Genomic DNA, 21,393 nt, shown 5'->3' with positions numbered 1-21,393 from the left:
CCAGATGAGCATGACGTTCTTGTTCATACTAAACGGCAGCTGCCTCTACGGCTTCAGCTTTTCCAGCAACTCAAAAAGCCGCGAATTGTATTTCCAGACAAAGAAATACGGTGTCTGCACCGCGCCAAAGCGCACGCGAATCCGCTCCACGCCCGGCAGCATACTGCCCTCAAAGTCGAAGCAACCCAGATTCAACACCTCGCTGGCATAGCGGATGCACTCCCAGGCCAGCAACACGCCCGCGCCGCTGGCCCGCAGAGCCGGGTCGTCGCCGGCCAGCAGGAAGTAGGCCGTGGTAGCATCCCAAATCAAATACGCCACCGAATGCACCCGGCCCTGCTCATCCACGGCAAAAAACAGCTGCCGGGCCTCGGCTGCCTCTAAAGCCGCATCGAGCCGCCGGAACTGCGCGGCCGAATACGGCGCGGGCAAGTCCTGGCGGGTAAAGCTGAGCATATTAACGCGGTAGAATTCATCGAGTGGCAAGTCGTGTACCACGCGCACTTTCTGGCGGGCCAGCCGGATATCGCGCCGAATGCCGGTGCCCAGGCCAGCTTCTACCTGCTGCAAATCGCGCAGCTGGTGCAGGCGGTAGGTATAGAAAGTCGTCTGCTTATAATTCTCCCAGTAAAAGGGCAGCCAGTTGGTAACAGTAGGGTAGAAGTTCTGCTTGAAGGCCGCAAAATCCGGCAGCTGCGCAATCAGCGCCTTCAGCAGCTCATGCTCCTTCGGCAGCCGGCCCCGGAACTCGGGCAGCACATACGGCCCCAGCCATTTCACAAAGGGCGGCATCGTGACGTAACGGAACGGGCCTTTCTGCTTAAAGAAATACGGCAACGCCGCTACTACGCGGCCTTTTTCCTCGGCCAGTACTACGTCCCAAGTGCCGCCTTCGGTGCAGGCGTCCAGGTACCACGGCTGGCTGAACACCGGCACGTCGGGCGCGGTGCGGCAGAAGTCGTGGTAGCGGGCTTTGGCGGACATCAACGAACAGATTTACTTGGCCGGAGCCGTGGCGCAGGGGCCGGGCGTGGTGGTGCGCACGCCCGCGTTGGTGGCCGCGCAGGGGTTGGCGTAGGTCTTGCCGTTGCAGCCGCACACGGGCTTGTATTCCATGGTGCAAATGCCGTTCGGGTTGATTTTACTCGAATCGATGCAGTCGGCGGTGGTGGCCGTGGGCACGGCCTGACGCTGGCAGGAAGCCGCGCTCAGCAGCAGGGCCGCACCCCAAATCCAATGCTTTATCATAGTGCCAGAAAGTAGGAGAGGGGCGAAGCTACACCGCCCGCCCGGGATTTGGCCTGACCCGTAAACCGAGATATTGAGGAATGCGGATGTCCGCAGGAAAATTTTCCTGCAATCTCAACCCCCGGCGGAGCGTTTCGTATAGTCAGCCAGAACCAAGCGCCGCCGCAAACAAACCACCCGGTTTTAAATTCGGCACCGCGCTGCTCTAAACGAACTTTCACCCCCATTCACCCTTCATTACCTACACCATGTCGTACCACGAAGAAGACAACAACGCCGGTAAAATCCTTTTAGCTGCTCTCGCCGGTGCCGGTGCTGGCATTATTGCCGGTATGCTGCTGGCTCCCGATAAAGGTTCGGCCACCCGCGAAAACTGGAAAGGCGTTGCCTCCAAATACAGCGGCCAGCTCGGCGAGCAAGCCACCAAGCTGGGCTCCGACCTCGAAACTAAATTTAAAGAATACGCTGGCAAGCTGGAGGATATGGGCGTGAGCCTGCCCGGCAGCAGCCTGAAAATGAAAGGTGCCTGGGACGAAATCAAAGGCAAGCTGAAGCAGCAATATGCCCAGCTGACCGACGAGGACCTGACCTACACCGAAGGCAAAGGCGACGAGCTGGTAGGCAAACTGCAAGACAAGCTCGGCAAAGGCAAAGCCGAAATCACCAAAATGCTGAACGACATGTAATCTGGCTTTCAGCCTGATTATTTAAAGCCCCGCGCCGGAAGGTGCGGGGCTTTTTTGTGGCCCCAACCAGTCGGGCCGCTTTCCCGTTAGGTAATAATCAAATTCCTCCATTTTCCTGCAAACCCATGAAAGACGACAAAGGCAAAGTCATTTTCTCGCTCATCGCCGGGGCTACCGCTGGCATCGTGGCCGGCCTGCTGCTGGCCCCCGAAACCGGCGATGACACCCGTTCCAACCTGCGCAAGTCGGCCGCCAAATGGGCCGGCGACCTCAGCAAGCTGGCCACCGACACCCTGGCCAAAGTGCAGGGCCAAGCTGCTGCCAGCTCCACCAACCCCGACGCCGCCGTGAGCGACGACAAGCAGGCCGCCGACCGCCTCCTGCAAAACCTGAGCAGCGGCACGCCCTCCACGGCCCACACCCACAACGAGGATAACCCCGACTATGACGGTTTCGGCGACGACACTCGCCACCAGCCCAACTTATCGTAACTCTCGCCAAAAAAATATTCTTTCTCTACTGTAACCCAAGGCGCTACAGTTCCGTATAACTCCCTACAATCGCCTTGAAAGAAGGCCGAAAATATTGTCAGTAAGATTGCCGTCCGTAGGAGCTTCTAGCGAAATTGGTCAAACAACTCGGTAGTAAAATCAGACGTTCCATCGCAAATTCCTGTCAAGAAAAGCGGTTTGAAGGGTAGGGAGATTGTAAAAAGAAAAGCCCCGCACGACATTTCGTGCGGGGCTTTTCCGATTTTAGGCCGTTTCGGGCTTACTTCTCCTCGTGCTTCTCTTTCTGTACGTTTTCCGGCTTCATCTGCGGGAAAAACAGCACGTCCTGTATCGAGGGCGAGTTGGTCATAATCATGCTAAGACGGTCGATACCGATGCCCAGGCCGGCCGTGGGCGGCATGCCGTACTCCAGGGCGCGCAGGAAGTCCTCGTCAAGCACCATGGCTTCGGTGTCGCCGCGCTTGCCCAGTTCCAGCTGGTCCTCGAAGCGCTGGCGCTGGTCGATGGGGTCGTTGAGCTCGGAGAAGGCGTTGCAGATTTCCTTGCCGTTGCACACGGCCTCGAAGCGCTCTACCAGACCCGGCCGGTCGCGGTGCTTTTTGGCCAGCGGCGACATTTCCACCGGATAATCGGTGATGAACGTGGGCTGGATGAGTTTGGGCTCCACGTGTTCGCCAAAAATCTCATCGATGAGCTTGGACTTGCCCATGCTGGGGTCCACGTGCACGTTCAGCTCCTGGGCGGTGGCACGCAGGGCCTCTTCGTCCATCTCGCCGATGGCCTTGCCGGTGTACTTCTCAATGGCCTCGAACATGGTGTAGCGCTGCCAGGGCCGCTGGAAGTTGATGACGTTCGCGCCCACCTGTACTTCGGTTTTGCCGTGCAGGGCCATGGCCACGCGCTCCACCATTTCCTCCACCAGGTCCATCATCCAGGCGTAGTCCTTGTAGGCCACGTAGAGTTCCATCTGAGTAAACTCAGGGTTGTGGAATCGCGACATGCCCTCGTTGCGGAAGTCCTTGCTGAACTCGTACACGCCATCGAACCCGCCCACAATCAGGCGCTTGAGGTACAGTTCGTTGGCAATGCGCAGGTACAGCGTCATGTCCAGCGTGTTGTGGTGCGTGGTGAAGGGCCGGGCCGCCGCGCCGCCGTAAAGCGGCTGCAGAATCGGGGTTTCCACCTCCAGGTAGCCCTTGTCGTTCAGGAAATTGCGCATCGACTGCACCAGCTGCGTGCGCTTGATGAAGGTATCGCGCACCTGCGGGTTCACGGCCAAGTCCACGTAGCGCTGACGGTAGCGCTGCTCGGGGTCGGTGAAAGCGTCGAAAGTCGTGATTTCGCCGGTGGCCTCGTCCTTCTGGGTTTTCACCACGGGCAGTGGGCGCAGGGCTTTCGAGAGTAGTTTCAGCTCCGTAACGTGCACGGAGGTTTCGCCCACCTGCGTCTTGAACACGTGACCTTTCACGCTGATGAAGTCGCCCAAATCGAGCAGCTTCTTGAACACCACGTTATACAGCGTCTTATCCTCGCCGGGGCAGATTTCGTCCCGGTTGATGTAGAGCTGAATGCGGCCCGTAGTGTCCATCAGCTCGGCGAACGAGGCTTTGCCCATCACCCGCGACGACATCAGCCGCCCAGCCAGCGTCACGTCCTGAAAGTTATTAAGCTCGGGATGATAGTTGTCGTGGATTTCCTTGGCGTAAAACGTCACGTCCACCAGAGCCGACGGGTACGCTTCGATGCCCAGCTTTTCCAGTTCTTCGAGTTTCTGACGGCGCAGGATTTCTTGTTCGCTGAGGTGTTGCATAAAGTATCTGAACCACGGATTGGCTGCGCCGACCTTCGGTTCGCTCGGATTTCTCGGATTCCACGGATTTTGTGGACGATTAAATCTGCGAATCAGTAAGCTTGCACAAGCAAGTGCGCCGCGGTAAGTAAAAAGTGAACCGCAAAAGTACGGCACGAAAAAAGCCGCTCCGAAACCGGAGCGGCTTTCTATTCACAAAATCCGAATAATCTGGCCAATCCGCCGTCGTGATTAGGCGGCCATGCGGTACTGCGGAGCCTCGGCGTTGAGGGCTGGGGCGCTCGGCGGGGTAGGGGCCAGCACCGGCTCGACGCGGGTACGCAGCCGCTCCTGCACAAAACCAGCCTGCAAGTGTAGCGGCAGCTCGGCCACCAACTGGCGGTAGCGCTCCAGACCCAGAGCCTTGGCCACGTAGGTTTCGTGTACACCGTTGAGGTAGCTCACAATATTCAGCAACGAGGCGTGGAAGAGGCGGAAGTCAATGTCAGCCTCCACGTAGCGCTCAATCTCACGGCTGGTCTGCGAAATGCGCAGGCGACCCAGCAAATCGAAGATGGTAGTGTAGCCCAGGCGCCAAGTAATCTGCTGCCAATGCGCAGCCGTCCATTTGTCAAGCGGGCGGCCGGTTTTCTGGCTGCGGATGGCCGTGTTGGGGTTGGCCTGCACCTGGGCGCGGGTCCATTGCGCCTGCATCTTACGTGTGGTGCGCAGAAACTGGCCCACTTGGGCCTGAGCGTCAATCTCCTTACTGGCAATGTGCAGCCCGGCCTTGTAGCCCGCCAACGGCAGGCGATGAATGCTAAAGTCACCGTAAGCCCCGGCCGCGTAGAACGACACCGGACGCGGGTAGGCATTCTTCACCACCAGCCGGCCCACTTCACGGCGCATCAGCTGGCCGTTGTTCGAGCGCACGCCGGTGGTGTACAGAAATGCCTGCAAGCCCGACCAGATGGCGTGGTACGCCTGCGGAAACGTCCAGTGCAGGGCATTGCGCAGGAAGTTCTCATCACCCAGCTCGGCCGTGGCACGCAATGCGTACTCGGTGCTCCAGCTGGTATGCAGCATCTTGGTGAGCGCGGCCACGTCGGCATCGTTCAGCTCAGCCGTGTGGCTGCGGAAAAACGGCAGGTTCTGCAAGCCGCCGAGGGCGTCGTCGTTTTCCTGAATGTGATAGTTGATAGCGAAGAAATAGTTGAGGAAAACCTGCGCCGGGATGGATTTGCGCCAGGTTTCATCAGCTAGCTTCTGCTGTTGCTCATCGGCGATAGCAGCTACCGACGGGTTGAGCGGGATGATGCGGGTTTCCTCTTGAGTAGTCATACCAGATAAACAGCAGGAGGCATGCTTTTAGTTGCTCGATTGCTAATTTTTTTGACAAAATTTACTAAAGAAATAATCATTGATAATCAGTATGTTGTGGGTAATTGTCTAGGCATGATGTGTAAGATTTTTGACAGGTGATTTACTAACAGGTTTGACCGGCTGGTGTAAGGTCTAAAAAAAGCCCCCGCTTCGATTGAAACGGGGGCTTCGCAAACTACACTGCTTCTGGAAGCGGCAACGCCACTCCATCATCAGACATTATTTTATCTCGTCCTGAATCACCGCCACGGCTTCGCCGATGGTGATATCCTTCTTCAGGCTCTTGGTGAAGCGGGCGGCCCGGTTCACCTTCACTGTGTCGCCACCCACGGCGCGCACATCGGCGGCCAGTGGCGAGAAGGCTAGGGCGGTATTGGTTTTCTGAGCAGCCTCGTAGCGGTCCGAAATGGCTTTCGACTCCTGCTGCTCGGCGCGGTAGGCGCTCAGCTTCAGCGAAACCGTAGTTTCGTCCTTGCGCTTGCGCATGCTCTTCACCATCTCATCCATCACCTTGAAGCTGGGATTGGTGGCCACACGGGCTTTGCTGCCGGCGCGGAGCTTGTCGAGCGACGGCGCGGCGTCCCAGGTGCGGTAGCGGGCGGGCTGAATCTCATCCCATTTCAATGGGTAGTCCGACTCCTTTTCACCTTCATCGAGGTATGAATACAAGTCCGGCACCACGATATCAGATGCCACACCTTTGAACTGGGTCGAGCCCCCGTTCACGCGGTAGAATTTTTGGGTAGTGAGTTTGAGCGAGCCAATGGGCTTCACGTTGTTCAGTTCCGAAGGCAGGGCCTCATCAAGGTCGAAGATGCGCTGCACCGTGCCCTTGCCGTACGTGCTGGTCGAGCCCATGATTACACCACGGTGGTAGTCCTGAACGGCAGCGGCCAGAATCTCCGAAGCCGAGGCGCTGTATTTGTTCACCAGCAGCACCAGCGGGCCGCTGTACTGCACGCGGGGGTCATTATCGGTCAGCACCTGGGTGTGGCCCTGGCCGTCGCGCACCTGCACCATGGGGCCGCTGGGCATAAACAGGCCGGCCATCGAAACCGCATCGCTCAGCGAGCCGCCGCCGTTGAAGCGCAGGTCCATCACAATGCCCTTCACGCCTTCAGCATTCAGTTTGGCCAGTTCTTTCTTCACGTCATCCGACGAGCTGCGGCCGCCGTTGTCGTTGAAGTCGGCATAGAAGCCGGGCAGGCGCAGGTAGCCAATTTTCTGGCCTTTGTCAGTGATAATCGACGACTGCGCGTACTTGTCTTCCACCACCACGATGTCGCGGATAATCGGAACAATCTTGGTGCTGCCGTCGGGCTTTTTCACCGTCAGGCGTACTTCCGAGCCTTTTTTACCCCGAATCAGGGTCACCGCCTTAGTCGTGTGCCAGCCTTCGATGCTCACCGGCTCGGCTGCGCCTTGGGCCACGCGCAGGATGGCGTCGCCCTTTTTCAAATCGCCCTGACGAGCTGAAGCCGAACCCGGCATGATTTCCTCGATGTAAATCAGGCCATCCTTCTCGCGCAGCGTAGCCCCGATGCCTTCAAAGCGGCCGGTCATTTCGTAGTCGAAATCCTCCTTGGCTTTGGGGGCGAAATACTCGGTGTGCGGGTCGTAGGTATTGGCAATGGTGTTGGCGTAGGTCGCCAGACGCTCATTGGCGTCGGTATCGTTGATTTCGTCAAACTGGTCGTCGTAGTATTTCAGCACGCGCTTGCGGGCTTCGGCTTCCATCTGGGCGGGCGTGCGCACGGGCTCCGCAGCGGTGGGGGCCGAGGCATCGGCGGCAGCTGGCGCGGCAGTAGCACCGCTGGGCTTGGCTACTTTGGCCTTCTCCTGGGCTTCCATCATTTCCGAAACGCGGCTCAGGGTCTCGTACTTCAGCAGCTTGCGCCACAACTCGCGCTGGGCGGCTTTATCGGCCGGGAAAGGCGCTTTCTCGAAATCGGTCTGGAAGGTTTCGTCCACCGTGAAGTCAAAAGGCTTGGCTAGGATGTCGCGATACAGGCCCTGCATTTCCTTGGTGCGGTCGGCCATCAGTTTGGTGCTGAGGTCGAGAAACTCGTGGGTGCCGTTCTTCACCTCGTCGTCAATCTGCGTCTGGTAGCGGCGCAGCTGGTCCACATCGCTGGCCAGCAGGAACTGCTTGCGGTAGTCGAGGTGCTTGAGGTACAAGTCGAATACGCGCTTGGAGAAGGCGTCATCGACCTTTTCGGGCTGATAATGGGCCGCCGATAAGCCCTGCAACATCGTGCCAATCAGCACCTGGTCCTTACTCGGTGCCGCCGAGTCGGCCCGGCGAAACAGCCGGTACGAAGCCAGAACAAACACAGCTGCCACCAAAAAAGCGTACAGCCCGACCTTCAAGCGGGGAAATGACATCTGCAAAAGATAAAAAACGGGATGAAAATCAAATATACGGAGATTGCCAGGCAACGCAGGCACGCAATCCCTGCCGCAAAAACGCCTAAGCGGGGGGAATAAGTGCCCGGTTTTGTAAATGGCTGCCGATGAGCAATTATTAGTCTACAAACTGTCTAAACTGACCGAAGGTTGCAATAAAAAAGCCTTTCCCAGACGGGAAAGGCTTTTTTGATGACTAACAGGCCGGAACCTGCGACGAGACTAGTACTTGTAAATCTTGTCGCCGTTGTTGCGGCGGAACTCGTCTTCGAAGTATTTGGCATCCTCGGCGTTGCGGGGCTTCACGCCCATCACAATGCCGCCGTTCTTGATGCCGCTTTCGTACTCAGCAGCGTGCTCCTCGGGGATGCCCGAGCCTACCAGGGCGCCTACCAGGCCACCCGTGAGGCCACCGGCACCAGCGCCGGCCAAAGCTGCGGCCAGCGGGCCGGCAATAATCAGGCCCAGGCCGGGCAAGGCTACCGAAGTACCGATGGCGGCAATGGCACCGATGATAGCACCAGCCGTGCCACCGATGGCCGAGCCTACGCCGGCACCTTCCATGGCTTTGTCGCCGAGGTCAGAATGCACGGTATCGTCACCGAAATGGGTTTTGCGGGTTTCGTCCGACATGAGCAGGTTCACGTCGTCTTTACCGTAGCCGCGCGAATGCAGGGCATCGTAAGCTTTCTCGGCGCTGCTACGGTCGCGGAACATGCCGCTCATGGTGCTGCCATCGCGGTAAGGCTCGCCGGTTACGGCGTGGGCGGCGCTGTCGGCCGTGTTCTGCACGCCATCAATAGCGCGGCCTACTACGGCACCGGCAGTGCCGGCTACAGCAGCACCTTTGGCGGTAGCGCTAAAATCGTCGCCGTCAACGGCGTTGGAAACGCTGGCTCCCGAAGAAGAAGAAACGCCCGTGCCCGACGTGGAGCCGGTGCCCGCATTGTAGCTGGTGCCTTCATTGCTGAGGCCGGTGCTGTTGCCCATGCCGGTACCAGTGTTCTGGGTGCCGTAGTTAGAGCCTGCGCCGGTGCCAGTGTTTTGCGGGTTGTTCGAATCGTTGGTGTTCATGGGAAGGGAATAGAATGTGAATAGGAAATCCAGTCATAGCGGCTGGAATATGTCCCTTCAACGGGGGCATCTTAACGGGGGTTACGGTAAGCCCGAATTCTATTCCTTCTGCTTTATATACTACTGTTGGGGAATAAAAAAACAGCGCATTCACCTGGCAAGTTGCTCATGTTGAATGCGCTGTCGTAGAATTTTGCTTTTCAGGTGCCTCAGGAAAATTTCTGAAAATTTTCTTCGTCGCGCCAGAAGGCCCTGCAGTCGCGGATGAGATTTTTCAAGAATTCCTCGTCCTGTTTGAGGCTGCGCCATTCGCCCATTCCCATCTTCTCGCACAGCTTGTAAAAGTTGTCGCCCTGACCTTTCGAGCCCTGCACTTTCACCAGCGCGCTCAGGGGCGGGCGGCCGGCTTCGTGCTCGGTGGCGGATATTTCGGCCAGCATTTCGTTGAGCCGGGATTTTTCGTGCGAAATCTCCAGATTGAGCCCCAATTCGGCTTCCTGCACCAGCGTGAGGTAGCTCACGGTACCGGTTTGCAACCGGGAATAGCGAATTAAATACGTGCGAATACGACCAATCATGGCAGGGTTACAAGTGAACAAAAAACCGTTTTGGGGGCTGAAAATTAGTGATTTTTAACTACCAAACGCAACCAGTCGGCCACAGCTGCGCCCGTAATTTTCAGCCCTGCGGTTTCGCTCCTAACCACAATCGTTCCTAAATTTTATTTTGAGCCGACAGAATACCGGACCAGGGCTGTTTTAACGCCGTTTTTGGTGTAAGATATTGGCCTGGGTCGTACATAATTATTGCCCCCGGCGGCGGCGGATTTCTTTTTGAATAAGCAAAAATTCCCGGCTGCTCTGGCCGGAGATGGCGGTGTTCTCGTCGGCGCGGCGCAGCAGGTAGGGCATCACGGCGGCCACGGGACCATAGGGCAGGTACTTGGCGGTGTTATAGCCGGCGTTGGCGAGGTTGTAGGTGAGGTTGTCGCTCATGCCGTAGAGCTGGGCGAACCACACGCGCGGGTCGTTGGGCGCAATGTGGGCCTGCTGCATGAGCTGGGTGAGCAGCAGCGAGCTGGCCTCGTTGTGCGTGCCGGCGCAGATGCTGATGCGGTCGATGTGGTCGATGCAGTAGCGCAGGCTTTCGTTATAGAGGTCGTCGGTGGCTTGCTTGGTGGGGTTGATGGGGTTCTGGTAGCCGCGCTGCTTGGCTACGCGGGCTTCCTTTTCCATGTAGGCCCCGCGCACCAGCTTGGCTCCCATGTAATAGCCGGCTTCGGCGGCGTGGTCGTGGGCGGCTTGCAGGGCTTCGAGGCGGTCGCGCCGATAGAGCTGGTACGTATTCCACACAATGGCCTTCTCGCGGTTATACTTGGCCATCATGTCGTAAGCCAGTAGGTCGATGGTGTGCTGAAACCAGCTTTCCTCAGCATCGACGAATAGCCGCACGCCATACTGGTGGGCGCGGGCGCACAGGGCCTCCACGCGGGCCACGGCACGGGCGTGGGCAGCTTCCTCGGCAGGCGTGAGGAGCTGGCCGGCCTGGATTTTTTCGAGAATGGCCACGTTGGCCACGCCGGTTACTTTGAAGACCGAAAACGGAATGTGGCTGGAGCGGTGAGCTTCGTCGATGGTGGCCAGGATTTCGTCGCGGGTGCGGTCGTAGCTCTGGTCGCTGCCTTCGCCTTCCACCGAGTAGTCGAGGATGGTGCCGATGTTGTATTTGCCCAGCTCAGCCGTCACAGGGCGGCATTCGGCGATGGTTTCGCCGCCGCAGAACTGCTCGAAAATGCTGTGTTTGATGAGGAACTTGGTGCCGGGAATTCCCCATTTGAGGGCCGCTTTCATGAGGCCGCTGCCGGTTTTCACGAGGCTGCCGTTGTTCATGGCGGCGAACAGGGCATACACCTTGCGAAGCTGCGCATCAGACTTGGATGCGAAGGCGACGCGGGTATCCTCAAAGGAAACGGGCGGGGCCTGGGTAGGGGGAGCAATAGACATAAGCTGCAACTTAAAAACGTGGGAATTGGGCGGGATGGGAATTGGCCGCGAAGGTAGAAAGCAAACAACGTTTCGGGGAAACGAGTTACGTTTGCCGGGCTTTTCGGCGGCTGATTGGCCGCTGGCTATTATTTGTCCCTTTCGCAGAATGCTTCCCGATACTGATACGTATTTCACCCGCTTGCTGGCCCAGAAAGGCCAACCGTTATTGATTGCCGGGCCGTGTTCGGCCGAAACCGAAGAGCAGGTGATGGCCACCGCCCACGGCCTGAAAGCGTTGGGGAAGATTGATTTGTTCCGGGCCGGCATCTGGAAGCCGCGCACCCGGCCGGGCTCGTTTGAGGGCATGGGTGCGGTGGCGCTGCCCTGGCTGCAGCGCGTGAAGGCCGAAACGGGCATCCCGACGGCCATTGAAGTAGCCACGCCGCGCCACGTCGAGGAGGCATTGGCGCACGGCATCGACGTGCTCTGGATTGGGGCGCGCACCACCGTCAATCCCTTCGCAGTGCAGGAGTTGGCCGATGCCCTGGCCGGCACCGGCATGCCAGTGATGGTGAAAAACCCCGTGAACCCCGACGTGGCCCTCTGGGCCGGCGCGCTGGAGCGGATGGAGCGGGCCGGAATTACGGATTTGGCGGCTATCCATCGGGGGTTCAGTACGTTTGCGCCCAGCCGTTACCGCAACGCGCCCACCTGGATTCTGCCCATTGAGCTGAAAACGCGGTTTCCGCACATCCCGCTCATCTGCGACCCCAGCCACATTGGCGGGCGGCGCGATTTGCTGCTGCCCATCGCCCAAAAGGCTCTCGATTTGGACTACGATGGCCTCATCATCGAAACCCACCCCGACCCCGACCACGCCCTGAGCGATGCCGAGCAGCAGGTGACGCCCCAGCGCCTGGGCGAAATCCTGAACGAGCTGAAGTACCGCTACCGCTCCAGCAACAACGCCGATTACCTCAACAAAGCCGAGGAGCTGCGCCAGAAAATGGACGTGGCCGACCGTGAAATCGTGGAAGCCCTGGCCCGCCGCATGGCCCTAGTAGAGGAGCTGGCTGAATACAAAAAGGAAAACAACGTGAAAATCCTGCAATTCGACCGCTGGCAGGAAATCTTCCGCACCCGCACCGACTGGGCCGGCAAGCTGAACGTGAACGCCAAATTCGTGGCTGAGCTCTACAAACTCATTCACATCGAAAGCATTCGTAAGCAAACCGAGGTGCTCAACGGCCGCCCGCAAGTGGACGGCGTGGAGCACCTCGGGCCGGGCTTGTAGAGGTGGGTTGGGCTACGGCTGTGCACGCACGTAGGTGTCGCGCGGGGCATCGCAGGGGCTGCCGTAGTCCAGCACCAGCGTATCGGCCTGAATGGTGAATTGCACGTCGCGCGGCCCGATATTAGCCACCGCATCGGTGAGGCGCAGGCCCGCGCCGGGGTTCGGCAGGCCGCACAAGGTCACGGCGGCGGGCTGGTACGTGCCGTTTGTGAACGGATACGGTGCGGGCTGCGGAGCGAAGCGGCTGAAGGTGAATGTGGTGGCGGTAAACGTCAGCGTTTCATTTGGCAAGGGTGTGGGGGCACAATAGCACTGGCGGTTTACCAGGCGCCAAGTGCCGATAAGACCAGAATCAGCCCGGGGTTCGGAGTCTTTTTTGCAGCTGCTGAAGCTGGCCGACACCAGCAGCAAGAGGAGGGAAGTGGCGAAGCGCATGACGATAAGAATTAACATAAGAAAGGAAGAAATCCGCTGAATAATGCCCTGACCGGCCAACCGCCGCCAAGGTTGCGCCGCCAGTAGCCGGCCCGCAATTTTTTGTGCCGACTTTTGCCCCATGGATAATTCCGTCATCATTGGCCCCCAGGCCCTGCCTGCTTTGGCCGAGCTGCTGCATCGCCCCGCCGTGAGCCGCGTGTTTGTGCTGGCCGACAGCAACACCGCCCGCCACTGCCTGCCGCTGCTCGAACACCACTTGCCGGCCGATTATAAGCTCATCGAAATACCCGCCGGCGAGGAGTATAAAACGCTGGCCAGCTGCGATACCGTGTGGGGCGAACTCACCGGGCAGCGCGCCGACCGCCATGCCGTGCTCGTGAACCTAGGCGGCGGCGTGGTTACCGATTTGGGCGGCTTCGCGGCGGCGCTGTACAAGCGCGGCATCCGGTTTGCACAGGTGCCCACCACGCTGCTGGCGCAGGTAGATGCCAGTGTGGGCGGTAAAACGGGTGTTGATTTTCAGGGCTATAAGAATCAATTGGGCGTATTTCAGGAGCCGGCTGGTGTGTTTATCGAGCCGAAATTTCTCGAAACGCTCGACCCTCGTCAGCTCAAATCCGGCTATGCCGAAGTCATCAAGCACTGGCTCATTGCCGATGCGGACGCCTTCAACACCAACCGCCGCCTGGGCTGGCTGACGGACAACTGGACCGATATCATCCGCGAATCGGTGGCCCTCAAGCAGCGCATCGTGGCCGAAGACCCGCTCGAAGCCGGCCCGCGCAAGCTGCTCAATTTCGGCCATACCGTGGGCCACGCATTGGAAAGCTACCTGCTCACCCAGCCCGGCCGCGAGGCCCTGCACGGCGAGGCCGTGGCCGCCGGCATCGTCTGCGAAAGCTGGCTATCGGTGCAGCGCGGTCTGCTGAGTGCCGAGGAACTGGACAAAATCGAAACCTTCGTGTTTTCGGTGTTCGACAAGCTGGATTTCGTGACGCTGGAAACCAACGCCATCGCCGAATTCGCGCTCCAAGACAAGAAAAATGCGGGTGCCACCATCAATTGCACGCTGCTCAGCGGCATCGGTCACGGCGTGTACGACCAGCCCGTGACACTGGCCGAAATCGCCGAATCCCTGCGCTATTATCACCGGCTGCAAGCGTAGCCCTGTAGCGCATGCTTTAGCTTGCGCCCGGTCGCAAATCTTATTTCAACGGCGCTTGCAGTGCAAGCGCCCTCATTACCGGCGCAAGCTGAAGCATGCGCTACAAGTCATATGCAATTATCCTGGCCCGGCGGCCCGCTGCGCGGCACCGCCCAACTTCCAGCTTCCAAAAGCGAAGCCAACCGCGCCCTCATCCTCCAGGCTTTGGCCGGCGGCGGGACCCTTAGCAACCTCTCCGATGCCAATGACACCCAGCTAATGATGCGCCTACTGGCCGCCGCGCCCGGCACCGTCGAGCTGAGTGCCGAGGATGCCGGCACCGTCATGCGCTTTCTCACGGCCTACCTCGCTGTCACGAACTGGCGCGGCCGCCTCACCGGCACCGCCCGGATGCAGGAGCGGCCTATTAAGGTATTAGTCGATGCGCTGCGTCAGGCCGGGGCCAGCATCAATTACCTGAATAATGACGGCTACCCGCCGCTGGAAATCGCCGGCTTCACGGTAGCCGCCGAAACGACAGAGCCCATCGAATTATCCGTGCGCGGCGACATCAGCAGCCAGTACATTTCGGCCCTGTTAATGGTGGGACCACGCCTGCCCGGCGGCCTGCGCCTCACACTCACCGGCCACATCGGCTCACGGCCCTACATCAACATGACGGTGGCACTGATGCAGCGCTTCGGGGCCGATTACTCGGCCGAGGGCGATGTACTGACGGTGCGCCCCGGTGCGTATCAGCCTACCGATTACACGATTGAATCGGACTGGTCGGCAGCCAGCTATTGGTATTCATTCGTGGCGCTGGCCCCAGCCGGCTCTGAAATCACGTTGCCCGGCCTGCGCCGGGAGTCGCTACAAGGCGACCAGGCCATTGCTGGGATGATGAAGCAATTCGGGGTAGAAACCACTTTCCTGTCCGATGGCGTGCACCTGCGCCAGATTCCCCTCGCGCCCCAGACCGAAATCCAGACCCTGGATTTCACCGATTGCCCCGACCTAGCCCAGACCGTTGCCGTAGTGGCGGCCGCCCTGGCCCGTCCGGTGGACATGACCGGCCTCGAAAGCCTGCGTATCAAGGAAACCGACCGCATTGCGGCGCTGCAAACCGAGCTGGCCAAATTCGGCGGCGACCTGCGCGACTTGGGCGAAGGCCGTTTTCGGGCCGAATCGAGCGGATTTGCTGTCAACAATCAATCGGTGGCTACCTACCACGACCACCGCATGGCCATGGCCTTCGCGCCGCTGGCCATGCGCGGCCTCCTCGCTATTGAATCGCCCACCGTGGTGCGCAAGTCTTACCCACAATTCTGGAAGGAATTAGCAAAAAGCGGTTTTGCCGTTAGTGAAGCTGAGTGAAATAGGCCGCCGATTTCAGCAAGCGGCTGCCGTACCAGCTGAATAATTCGCCATCAACGATTTCAACTTTTGCGGTCGGGCATATTTGCTGAAATTCAGCCACATGCTTTTCCGCGAAAGGGTAGGGCTCCGACGATAGCAGGATGCGTTGTGGGGCTGTCGTGGCCAATTGCTCGGCGGTGATTTCCGGGTAGCGACTCAGCCCGGTGAAGGCATTGACGAAGCCCACCCGGCGCAGCATGTCATCGATAAAAGTGCCCGTGGTGGCTACCATGTAGGGTTTGCGCCAGATGAAGTAAGCTGCCGAAACAAGCGCCACTTCAGTAGCAGAAGCCGCAAAAGTTGCAAAAGAAGCTTCAATCTCATCAGCCAACACAGTAGCTTTTTCCTTCGCGCCAACGATGAAACCGACGCGCCGAATCATATCCAGTGCTTCCGTCAAATTGCTGATATCACTCAGCCAAACCGGGTATTGGTCGGCTAATTGCTCGATGCCGTCCTGATAATTCTCTTCCTTATTACCGATAATTAAATCGGGTTTCAACGCGGCTATTTTATCGAAATCGAAGTTTTTCGTGCCGCCAATAACTGTGGCTTGAGTGCGCGCTTCGGCTGGGTGAATGCAGAATTTAGTCACGCCCACCACCTTCTCGCCCAATCCTAAATCGAACAACAATTCCGTTTGCGAAGGCACTAGGGACACAATTCGCTGCGGTGGAAATGGCACCGCCACCCGCCGGCCCATCTGGTCGGTTACGTTGAGTGGGAGGGAGGGAATAAGGGGGAGTTCCATGAGAAAACGCTGGCCTGTCAAAGACGAAGGACCTTATTACGGTGAGGCAAGCTGCTCAGCCGTGATAAGGTCCTTCGTTGCACTCAGGATGACAATATGGAAAGAGCTTATTTGAAATACCGGAAATCGTGGCCATCCTCGATGCGCAGCAGCGTCTCGTAAATCAGGCGCGTCACGCTGTCCACGTCATCTTTATGCACGGTTTCTACCGTGGTGTGCATGTACTTGAGCGGCAGTGAAATCAGGGCTGAAGCCACGCCGGAGCCGGAGTAGGCGAAGGCATCCGTATCGGTGCCGGTGGCGCGGGTGGCAGCGGCGCGCTGGAAGGGAATATCAGCCTGTTTGGCCGTGTCGATGATGAGGTCGCGCAGGTTATTCTGCACGGCTGGGCCGTAGGTAATCACTGGGCCTTTGCCGCAGCTGATGTCGCCAGCCGTCTTTTTCTCATACATCGGCGACTGGCTGTCGTGCGTCACGTCCGTGATGATGGCCACGTCGGGGTTGATGCGGTGGGCCACCATTTCGGCCCCGCGCAGGCCAATTTCCTCCTGCACGGCATTCACGATGTAGAGGCCGAAGGGCAGCTTTTTGTTGTTCTCCTTCAGCATGCGGGCCACCTCGGCAATCATGAAGCCGCCCACGCGGTTGTCCAGCGCGCGGCCCACGTAAAATTTGTCGTTCAGCACCGTGAATTCGTCCTCGAACGTCACCACCGAGCCCACGTGGATGCCCATTTCGGCCACTTCGTCGGCACTGCTCGCGCCACAGTCCAGAAACACGGTTTCGATGGTCGGCGCCTTATCCTGCTCCACCTTGCGCACGTGGATGGCGGGCCAGCCGAAAATGCCCTTCACAATACCCTTTTCGCCGAAAATATTGACGCGCTTGCTGGGGGCTACCAGCGGGTCGGAGCCGCCGTTGCGGCGCAGGTAGAGGTAACCTTCCTTGGTGATGTAATTCACAAAGTAGGAAATCTCGTCGGCGTGAGCCTCGATAACGACTTTGTATTTCGCCTCGGGGTTAATTACGCCCACCACCGTGCCGTAGGTGTCCACGAAATACTCGTCGATGTAGGGCTTGAGGTACTCCAGCCACATCTGTTGGCCTTCTTTTTCGAAGCCGGTGGGGGAGGGGTTATTGAGATAGTTCTGGAGGAAGGTTAAGGATTCGGGACGCATGATGGAACTGTCATTCCGAACGCAGTGAGGAATCTGGATAGACTGCCTGCGTGTCGGAGGTTATTAAATGATTAGAATGACTCAGATTCCTCGCGGGGCTCGGAATGACAAGCAGATTTACAGCGGAATGTTGCCGTGCTTCTTACGTGGCATGGTGTCCACTTTGTTTTCCAGCATCTTGAAGGCGCGAATCAGCTTCTGGCGCGTCTGCGAGGGCAGAATCACCTCATCTACGAAGCCGCGGTGGGCGGCGCGGTAGGGCGTGGCGAATTTCTCCTGGTACTCGTCTACCTTCTCCTGGAGCTTGGCTTCGGGGTCGTCAGCTTTGGCGATTTCGCGCTTGAAGATGATTTCGGCCGCGCCTTTGGCACCCATCACCGCGATTTCGGCGGTGGGCCAGGCGTAGTTCATATCGGCCCCGATGTGCTTGGAGTTCATCACGTCATACGCGCCGCCGTAGGCCTTGCGGGTAATCACGGTGATGCGCGGCACGGTGGCTTCGCAGAAGGCGTAGAGCAGCTTGGCACCGTTGGTAATGATGCCACGCCACTCCTGGTCGGTGCCGGGCAGGAATCCGGGCACATCCTCCAGCACCAGCAACGGGATGTTGAACGCATCGCAGAAGCGCACGAAGCGGGCAGCTTTGGTGCTGGCATTAATGTCGAGCACGCCGGCCAGCACGGCCGGCTGGTTGCCCACAATGCCAATGCTGCGGCCTGCCAGCCGCGCAAAGCCGACCACGATATTCTCAGCAAAATTCTGGTGGACTTCGAGGAAGGAGTTGGCATCAATAATGCCCTCAATCACCTCGCGCATGTCGTAGGGCTGGTTGGCATTGTCGGGAATGAGGCGGTCCAGCACGGGACGGCTTTCGTCGCCGCTGGCCTCGTAGGGCTGGTGCGGGGCGGTTTCCTCGCAGTTCTGTGGCATGTAGCTCAGCAACTGCTTGATATGGTTGATGGCCACCACTTCATTAGCGCACGAGAAATGCGTTACGCCGCTTTTGGCCGAGTGGGTGCTGGCACCGCCAAGCTCTTCGCTGGTCACTTCCTCGTGGGTCACGGTCTTCACCACGTTGGGGCCGGTCACAAACATATAGCTCGTGTGCTCCACCATCAGAATAAAGTCTGTGATGGCAGGTGAGTACACCGCGCCGCCCGCGCACGGCCCCATGATGGCCGAGAGCTGTGGCACCACGCCCGAAGCCAGCGTATTCTTATAAAAGATGTCGGCGTAGCCACCGAGGCTCACCACGCCTTCCTGAATCCGGGCTCCGCCCGAGTCATTGAGGCCAATCACGGGCGCGCCGTTCTTCATGGCGAGGTCCATGATTTTCACAATTTTCTCGGCGTGCGTTTCGCTCAGCGAGCCACCGAAAACCGTGAAATCCTGCGAGAAAACGTATACCAACCGGCCGTTCACGGTGCCGTAGCCGGTTATCACGCCATCGCCGAGATAATGCTCCTTGTCAAGACCAAAATCCTTGGAGCGGTGCATCACAAACTTGCCGATTTCCTCGAAGGAACCTTCATCCATCAGCAAATCAACCCGTTCGCGGGCGGTGAGCTTGCCTTTTTTGTGTTGAGCGTCGATGCGGGCCTGGCCGCCCCCGAGGAGGGCTTCTTCGTTTTTGCGGGCCAGCAATTCGGTTTTGGAGAGATGGGCGTGAGCGTGCGGGTCGGGCATGAGCAGGGGTTAGCGCGCGGGTGGGATGGGTGCGCGGGAATAGGAGGCCAAAGGTAGAGGTTACGGGTAGATTACGGACGGCAGAGTTGGGATAGTTCTGTCATGCTGAACGCAGTGAAGCATCTGAGGAATGACGGTGGTAGGTCATTTCCCAGATGCTTCACTGCGCTCAGCATGACAAACACGCTACAAATTCTTGCCCAACAGCATCATCATAAACGCATACTGCCGCGCCGTGTCGTCAATCGACTTGAAGCGGCCTGAGGCTCCGCCGTGGCCGGCGGCCATGTCGGTGTGCAGCAGCAGCAGATTCTTGTCCGTTTTCATGGCGCGCATCTTAGCTACCCACTTGGCGGGCTCGAAATACTGCACCTGCGAGTCGTGCAAGCCGGTGGTGACGAGAATGTTGGGGTAAGCCTGGCGCTTCACGTTGTCATAAGGCGAATACGAAAGCATGTACTTGAAATATTCCTCCTCGGCGGGGTTGCCCCATTGGTCGTACTCGCTGGTGGTGAGTGGGATGCTGGGGTCCGACATCGTCGTGACCACATCCACGAATGGCACTGCGGCTATAACACCCTTGTAGAGGTCGGGGCGCATATTGAGCACCGCGCCCATGAGAAGGCCGCCGGCGCTGCCACCCATGGCAAATAGGGTAGCTGGGGAAGTAAATTGTTGTTTGACTTTGGCGCTGCCCACGGTGGCCTCGTGCGGCTTGGTCAGGTAATCGGAGCAGTCGATGAAATCATTGAAGCTGTTGATTTTGTGTAGCATCCGGCCGTCCTCAAACCACTGCCGGCCCATTTCCTGGCCCCCGCGAATGTTGCACAGCGCGTACACGAAGCCCCGGTTCAGCAAGCTCAGGCGGGCGGCGCTGAAAGTGGGGTCTTGCGAGAAGCCGTAGGAGCCATATGCGTATTGCAGCAGCGGCGCGCTCCCGTCCAGCTTCGTGCCCTTCTTGTACACGATAGACATGGGGATGAACTTGTTATCGCGCGATTTTACGAACACGCGCTCCGTCACATAGTCGAATTTGTTGTAGTTGCCCAGCACCGGCTGCTCCTTCAGTAGCGTGCTGGTGCGGGTGCCCATGTCGTACTCAAAAATGGACGGCGGCGTAGTGAGCGAGGTGTAGTTGTAGCGCAGCACCGGCGTGTCCATCTCCTTGTTCACCCCGATGGTGGCGGTGTAGGCCGGCTCCTCAAATTGAAGGTAGTGCTCCTGCTTGTCCTTCATGCTTACCACGCGCAGCTGGCGCAGGCCGCCCTTGCGCTCATTCAGCACGAGGAAATCCTTGAACAGCTCGAAGTTGTCGAGGAATATTTCGGGGTGACGGGTCAGGGCATCGGTCCAGGTGGTTTTGCCGGTGGTGGCCACGGGCGTGGTCATCAGGCGGTAGTTGGGGGCTTGCCAGTTGGTGCGGATGTAAAACTTATCGCCCAGATGCTCTACCTGATAAAGATGGTCTTTCTCGCGCCGCGCAAATACTTTGGGCTGCTCCGTGGGCGCACTGGCCTCCACGTAGCGGTACTCTGACGACAGCGAGCTGACCAGCTCAATGCCAATATATTTGCGTGATTTCGAGCGGTTCACGTGCACGTTGAACGTGTTGTCCCGCTCCTCATACACCAGCGCGTCGCCCTTGGGGTCGGTGCCCAGCACGTGCCGGTACACCTGGTAGGGCAGTAGCGTGGTCACGTTCTTTTTGGTGTAAAAAACCGTCTTGTTATCGGCCGCCCACACCACTTCGCCGCCGGTGTTGGCAATGCGCTCGGGGTAGTTTTTGCCGGTCGCGAGGTTCTTAAAGCGCAGCGTGTAGAGGCGGCGGCTCACGGTATCCACCGAAAAGGCGAGTAGCTGGTTGTTGTCGCTCACGGCCCAGTCGCCAATCTGGAAATAGGCCTGGCCGGTGCCCATTTCGTCGCCGTTCAGCAGGATTTCCTCCGGGTTGATGACGCTGCCCTTCTTGCGGCAATACACTGGGTATTCCGACGCAAACTCGTAGCGCGAATAATAGTAGTAGCCGTTGTCGCGGTACGGCTCCGACGAATCTTCCTGCTTGATGCGGTTTTTGATTTCCTGAGCCAGCTTCTTTTGGTTTTCTTTGGCCCCGGCCATTTGCTGGTCGTAGTAGCCGTTTTCCGCCTCCAGGTATTTGAGGACGGTCGGGTCAGTCGGCTGGTTCAGCCAGTAGTAATTGTCAGTCCGGGTGATGCCAAAATCAGTAAAAACCTTGGGCTTGATGGGAGCCACCGGGGCCGACTGTGCCATCGCGCCGCTGGTAATAGCCGCACCGGCCCCGGCGAGGGCCGCTCTTTGCAGAAAATTCATGAATAAGGGAGTAAGACTGCCAAAATCTCAACAATAATGGTCGAAATCAAGATGCAAGGTACTAGGCAG

18 protein-coding genes are annotated in these 21,393 nt (G+C 58.5%); 5 read left to right on the top strand and 13 right to left on the bottom strand.

The window, feature by feature from the left end:
* Nucleotides 1–45: 45 nt before the first annotated feature.
* Nucleotides 46–984 carry a GNAT family N-acetyltransferase gene (locus tag ACYU70_RS08405; protein WP_342295588.1) on the bottom strand — a complete coding sequence of 313 codons (939 nt, stop codon included), beginning with the start codon at nt 982–984 and terminating at the stop codon, nt 46–48.
* Between the two features lie 12 nt (nt 985–996).
* Nucleotides 997–1,248: a Kazal-type serine protease inhibitor domain-containing protein gene (locus ACYU70_RS08400; RefSeq protein ID WP_342295586.1), complete on the bottom strand. Its 252-nt coding sequence runs from the start codon at nt 1,246–1,248 to the stop codon at nt 997–999.
* Between the two features lie 248 nt (nt 1,249–1,496).
* Here ACYU70_RS08400 and ACYU70_RS08395 point away from each other — a divergent pair, with 248 nt between their 5' ends.
* Nucleotides 1,497–1,934, top strand: a complete 438-nt coding sequence (locus ACYU70_RS08395) for a CsbD family protein (protein WP_425293310.1) — start codon at nt 1,497–1,499, stop codon at nt 1,932–1,934.
* Nucleotides 1,935–2,059: 125 nt separating this feature from the next.
* Nucleotides 2,060–2,425: a YtxH domain-containing protein gene (locus ACYU70_RS08390; RefSeq protein WP_342295584.1), complete on the top strand. Its 366-nt coding sequence runs from the start codon at nt 2,060–2,062 to the stop codon at nt 2,423–2,425.
* 280 nt (nt 2,426–2,705) lie between these two features.
* Here the strand turns inward: ACYU70_RS08390 and lysS are convergent, their stop codons facing one another.
* The 6 genes from lysS to ACYU70_RS08360 form a co-directional block, all read right to left on the bottom strand.
* Nucleotides 2,706–4,256 carry a lysine--tRNA ligase gene (lysS, locus tag ACYU70_RS08385; RefSeq protein WP_342295582.1) on the bottom strand — a complete coding sequence of 517 codons (1,551 nt, stop codon included), beginning with the start codon at nt 4,254–4,256 and terminating at the stop codon, nt 2,706–2,708.
* A 231-nt stretch (nt 4,257–4,487) separates the two neighbouring features.
* The gene (locus ACYU70_RS08380) at nt 4,488–5,576 is read right to left on the bottom strand and encodes a hypothetical protein (RefSeq protein ID WP_342295581.1); all 1,089 of its coding nucleotides are present in this window, start codon (nt 5,574–5,576) and stop codon (nt 4,488–4,490) included.
* A gap of 261 nt (nt 5,577–5,837) precedes the next feature.
* Nucleotides 5,838–8,003: a carboxy terminal-processing peptidase gene (locus ACYU70_RS08375; RefSeq protein ID WP_342295579.1), complete on the bottom strand. Its 2,166-nt coding sequence runs from the start codon at nt 8,001–8,003 to the stop codon at nt 5,838–5,840.
* Between the two features lie 243 nt (nt 8,004–8,246).
* The gene (locus ACYU70_RS08370) at nt 8,247–9,098 is read right to left on the bottom strand and encodes a hypothetical protein (protein WP_342295577.1); all 852 of its coding nucleotides are present in this window, start codon (nt 9,096–9,098) and stop codon (nt 8,247–8,249) included.
* Nucleotides 9,099–9,307: 209 nt separating this feature from the next.
* On the bottom strand, nt 9,308–9,676 hold the full coding sequence (locus tag ACYU70_RS08365) for a hypothetical protein (RefSeq protein WP_342295575.1): 369 nt from the start codon (nt 9,674–9,676) through the stop codon (nt 9,308–9,310).
* Nucleotides 9,677–9,901: 225 nt separating this feature from the next.
* The gene (locus ACYU70_RS08360; protein WP_342295574.1) at nt 9,902–11,101 is read right to left on the bottom strand and encodes a proline dehydrogenase family protein; all 1,200 of its coding nucleotides are present in this window, start codon (nt 11,099–11,101) and stop codon (nt 9,902–9,904) included.
* A 148-nt stretch (nt 11,102–11,249) separates the two neighbouring features.
* On the opposite strand from ACYU70_RS08360, the gene ACYU70_RS08355 reads away from it, so the two are divergent.
* Nucleotides 11,250–12,377, top strand: coding sequence for a chorismate mutase (locus tag ACYU70_RS08355; protein WP_342295572.1), 1,128 nt, complete (start codon nt 11,250–11,252; stop codon nt 12,375–12,377).
* A gap of 12 nt (nt 12,378–12,389) precedes the next feature.
* On the opposite strand, the gene ACYU70_RS08350 is transcribed toward ACYU70_RS08355, so the two are convergent.
* Nucleotides 12,390–12,830 carry a hypothetical protein gene (locus ACYU70_RS08350; protein ID WP_342295570.1) on the bottom strand — a complete coding sequence of 147 codons (441 nt, stop codon included), beginning with the start codon at nt 12,828–12,830 and terminating at the stop codon, nt 12,390–12,392.
* A 103-nt stretch (nt 12,831–12,933) separates the two neighbouring features.
* Between ACYU70_RS08350 and aroB the strand changes: the two genes are divergently transcribed.
* Nucleotides 12,934–13,980, top strand: a complete 1,047-nt coding sequence (gene aroB, locus ACYU70_RS08345; protein ID WP_342295568.1) for a 3-dehydroquinate synthase — start codon at nt 12,934–12,936, stop codon at nt 13,978–13,980.
* A gap of 111 nt (nt 13,981–14,091) precedes the next feature.
* A complete protein-coding gene (locus ACYU70_RS08340; RefSeq protein WP_342295566.1) occupies nt 14,092–15,336 on the top strand; it encodes a 3-phosphoshikimate 1-carboxyvinyltransferase in 1,245 nt (414 codons plus the stop codon).
* Here ACYU70_RS08340 and ACYU70_RS08335 read toward each other — a convergent pair.
* The 4 genes from ACYU70_RS08335 to ACYU70_RS08320 all read right to left on the bottom strand — a co-directional run bounded on the left by ACYU70_RS08335 (nt 15,320) and on the right by ACYU70_RS08320 (nt 21,324).
* Nucleotides 15,320–16,129, bottom strand: a complete 810-nt coding sequence (locus ACYU70_RS08335) for an ABC transporter substrate-binding protein (protein ID WP_342295565.1) — start codon at nt 16,127–16,129, stop codon at nt 15,320–15,322. The two genes, ACYU70_RS08340 and ACYU70_RS08335, sit on opposite strands and share 17 nt — an antisense overlap.
* A 107-nt stretch (nt 16,130–16,236) precedes the next feature.
* The gene (locus tag ACYU70_RS08330; RefSeq protein ID WP_342295563.1) at nt 16,237–17,307 is read right to left on the bottom strand and encodes a M42 family metallopeptidase; all 1,071 of its coding nucleotides are present in this window, start codon (nt 17,305–17,307) and stop codon (nt 16,237–16,239) included.
* A gap of 117 nt (nt 17,308–17,424) precedes the next feature.
* Nucleotides 17,425–18,993, bottom strand: coding sequence for an acyl-CoA carboxylase subunit beta (locus ACYU70_RS08325; RefSeq protein WP_342295561.1), 1,569 nt, complete (start codon nt 18,991–18,993; stop codon nt 17,425–17,427).
* A 186-nt stretch (nt 18,994–19,179) separates the two neighbouring features.
* Nucleotides 19,180–21,324, bottom strand: a complete 2,145-nt coding sequence (locus tag ACYU70_RS08320) for a S9 family peptidase (RefSeq protein ID WP_342295559.1) — start codon at nt 21,322–21,324, stop codon at nt 19,180–19,182.
* Nucleotides 21,325–21,393: the final 69 nt, after the last annotated feature.

This window comes from Hymenobacter segetis, from assembly GCF_054776495.1.
This window is presented reverse-complemented; position numbering and strand designations above follow the sequence as displayed.

What these genes read in the sequence shown, in the direction of transcription:
- ACYU70_RS08405 (WP_342295588.1), bottom strand. Translation starts at nt 984, where the DNA reads ATGTCCGCCAAAGCCCGCTACCACGACTTCTGCCGCACCGCGCCCGAC.
- ACYU70_RS08400 (WP_342295586.1), bottom strand. Translation starts at nt 1,248, where the DNA reads ATGATAAAGCATTGGATTTGGGGTGCGGCCCTGCTGCTGAGCGCGGCT.
- ACYU70_RS08395 (WP_425293310.1), top strand. Translation starts at nt 1,497, where the DNA reads ATGTCGTACCACGAAGAAGACAACAACGCCGGTAAAATCCTTTTAGCT.
- ACYU70_RS08390 (WP_342295584.1), top strand. Translation starts at nt 2,060, where the DNA reads ATGAAAGACGACAAAGGCAAAGTCATTTTCTCGCTCATCGCCGGGGCT.
- lysS (WP_342295582.1), bottom strand. Translation starts at nt 4,256, where the DNA reads ATGCAACACCTCAGCGAACAAGAAATCCTGCGCCGTCAGAAACTCGAA.
- ACYU70_RS08380 (WP_342295581.1), bottom strand. Translation starts at nt 5,576, where the DNA reads ATGACTACTCAAGAGGAAACCCGCATCATCCCGCTCAACCCGTCGGTA.
- ACYU70_RS08375 (WP_342295579.1), bottom strand. Translation starts at nt 8,003, where the DNA reads ATGTCATTTCCCCGCTTGAAGGTCGGGCTGTACGCTTTTTTGGTGGCA.
- ACYU70_RS08370 (WP_342295577.1), bottom strand. Translation starts at nt 9,098, where the DNA reads ATGAACACCAACGATTCGAACAACCCGCAAAACACTGGCACCGGCGCA.
- ACYU70_RS08365 (WP_342295575.1), bottom strand. Translation starts at nt 9,676, where the DNA reads ATGATTGGTCGTATTCGCACGTATTTAATTCGCTATTCCCGGTTGCAA.
- ACYU70_RS08360 (WP_342295574.1), bottom strand. Translation starts at nt 11,101, where the DNA reads ATGTCTATTGCTCCCCCTACCCAGGCCCCGCCCGTTTCCTTTGAGGAT.
- ACYU70_RS08355 (WP_342295572.1), top strand. Translation starts at nt 11,250, where the DNA reads ATGCTTCCCGATACTGATACGTATTTCACCCGCTTGCTGGCCCAGAAA.
- ACYU70_RS08350 (WP_342295570.1), bottom strand. Translation starts at nt 12,830, where the DNA reads ATGTTAATTCTTATCGTCATGCGCTTCGCCACTTCCCTCCTCTTGCTG.
- aroB (WP_342295568.1), top strand. Translation starts at nt 12,934, where the DNA reads ATGGATAATTCCGTCATCATTGGCCCCCAGGCCCTGCCTGCTTTGGCC.
- ACYU70_RS08340 (WP_342295566.1), top strand. Translation starts at nt 14,092, where the DNA reads ATGCAATTATCCTGGCCCGGCGGCCCGCTGCGCGGCACCGCCCAACTT.
- ACYU70_RS08335 (WP_342295565.1), bottom strand. Translation starts at nt 16,129, where the DNA reads ATGGAACTCCCCCTTATTCCCTCCCTCCCACTCAACGTAACCGACCAG.
- ACYU70_RS08330 (WP_342295563.1), bottom strand. Translation starts at nt 17,307, where the DNA reads ATGCGTCCCGAATCCTTAACCTTCCTCCAGAACTATCTCAATAACCCC.
- ACYU70_RS08325 (WP_342295561.1), bottom strand. Translation starts at nt 18,993, where the DNA reads ATGCCCGACCCGCACGCTCACGCCCATCTCTCCAAAACCGAATTGCTG.
- ACYU70_RS08320 (WP_342295559.1), bottom strand. Translation starts at nt 21,324, where the DNA reads ATGAATTTTCTGCAAAGAGCGGCCCTCGCCGGGGCCGGTGCGGCTATT.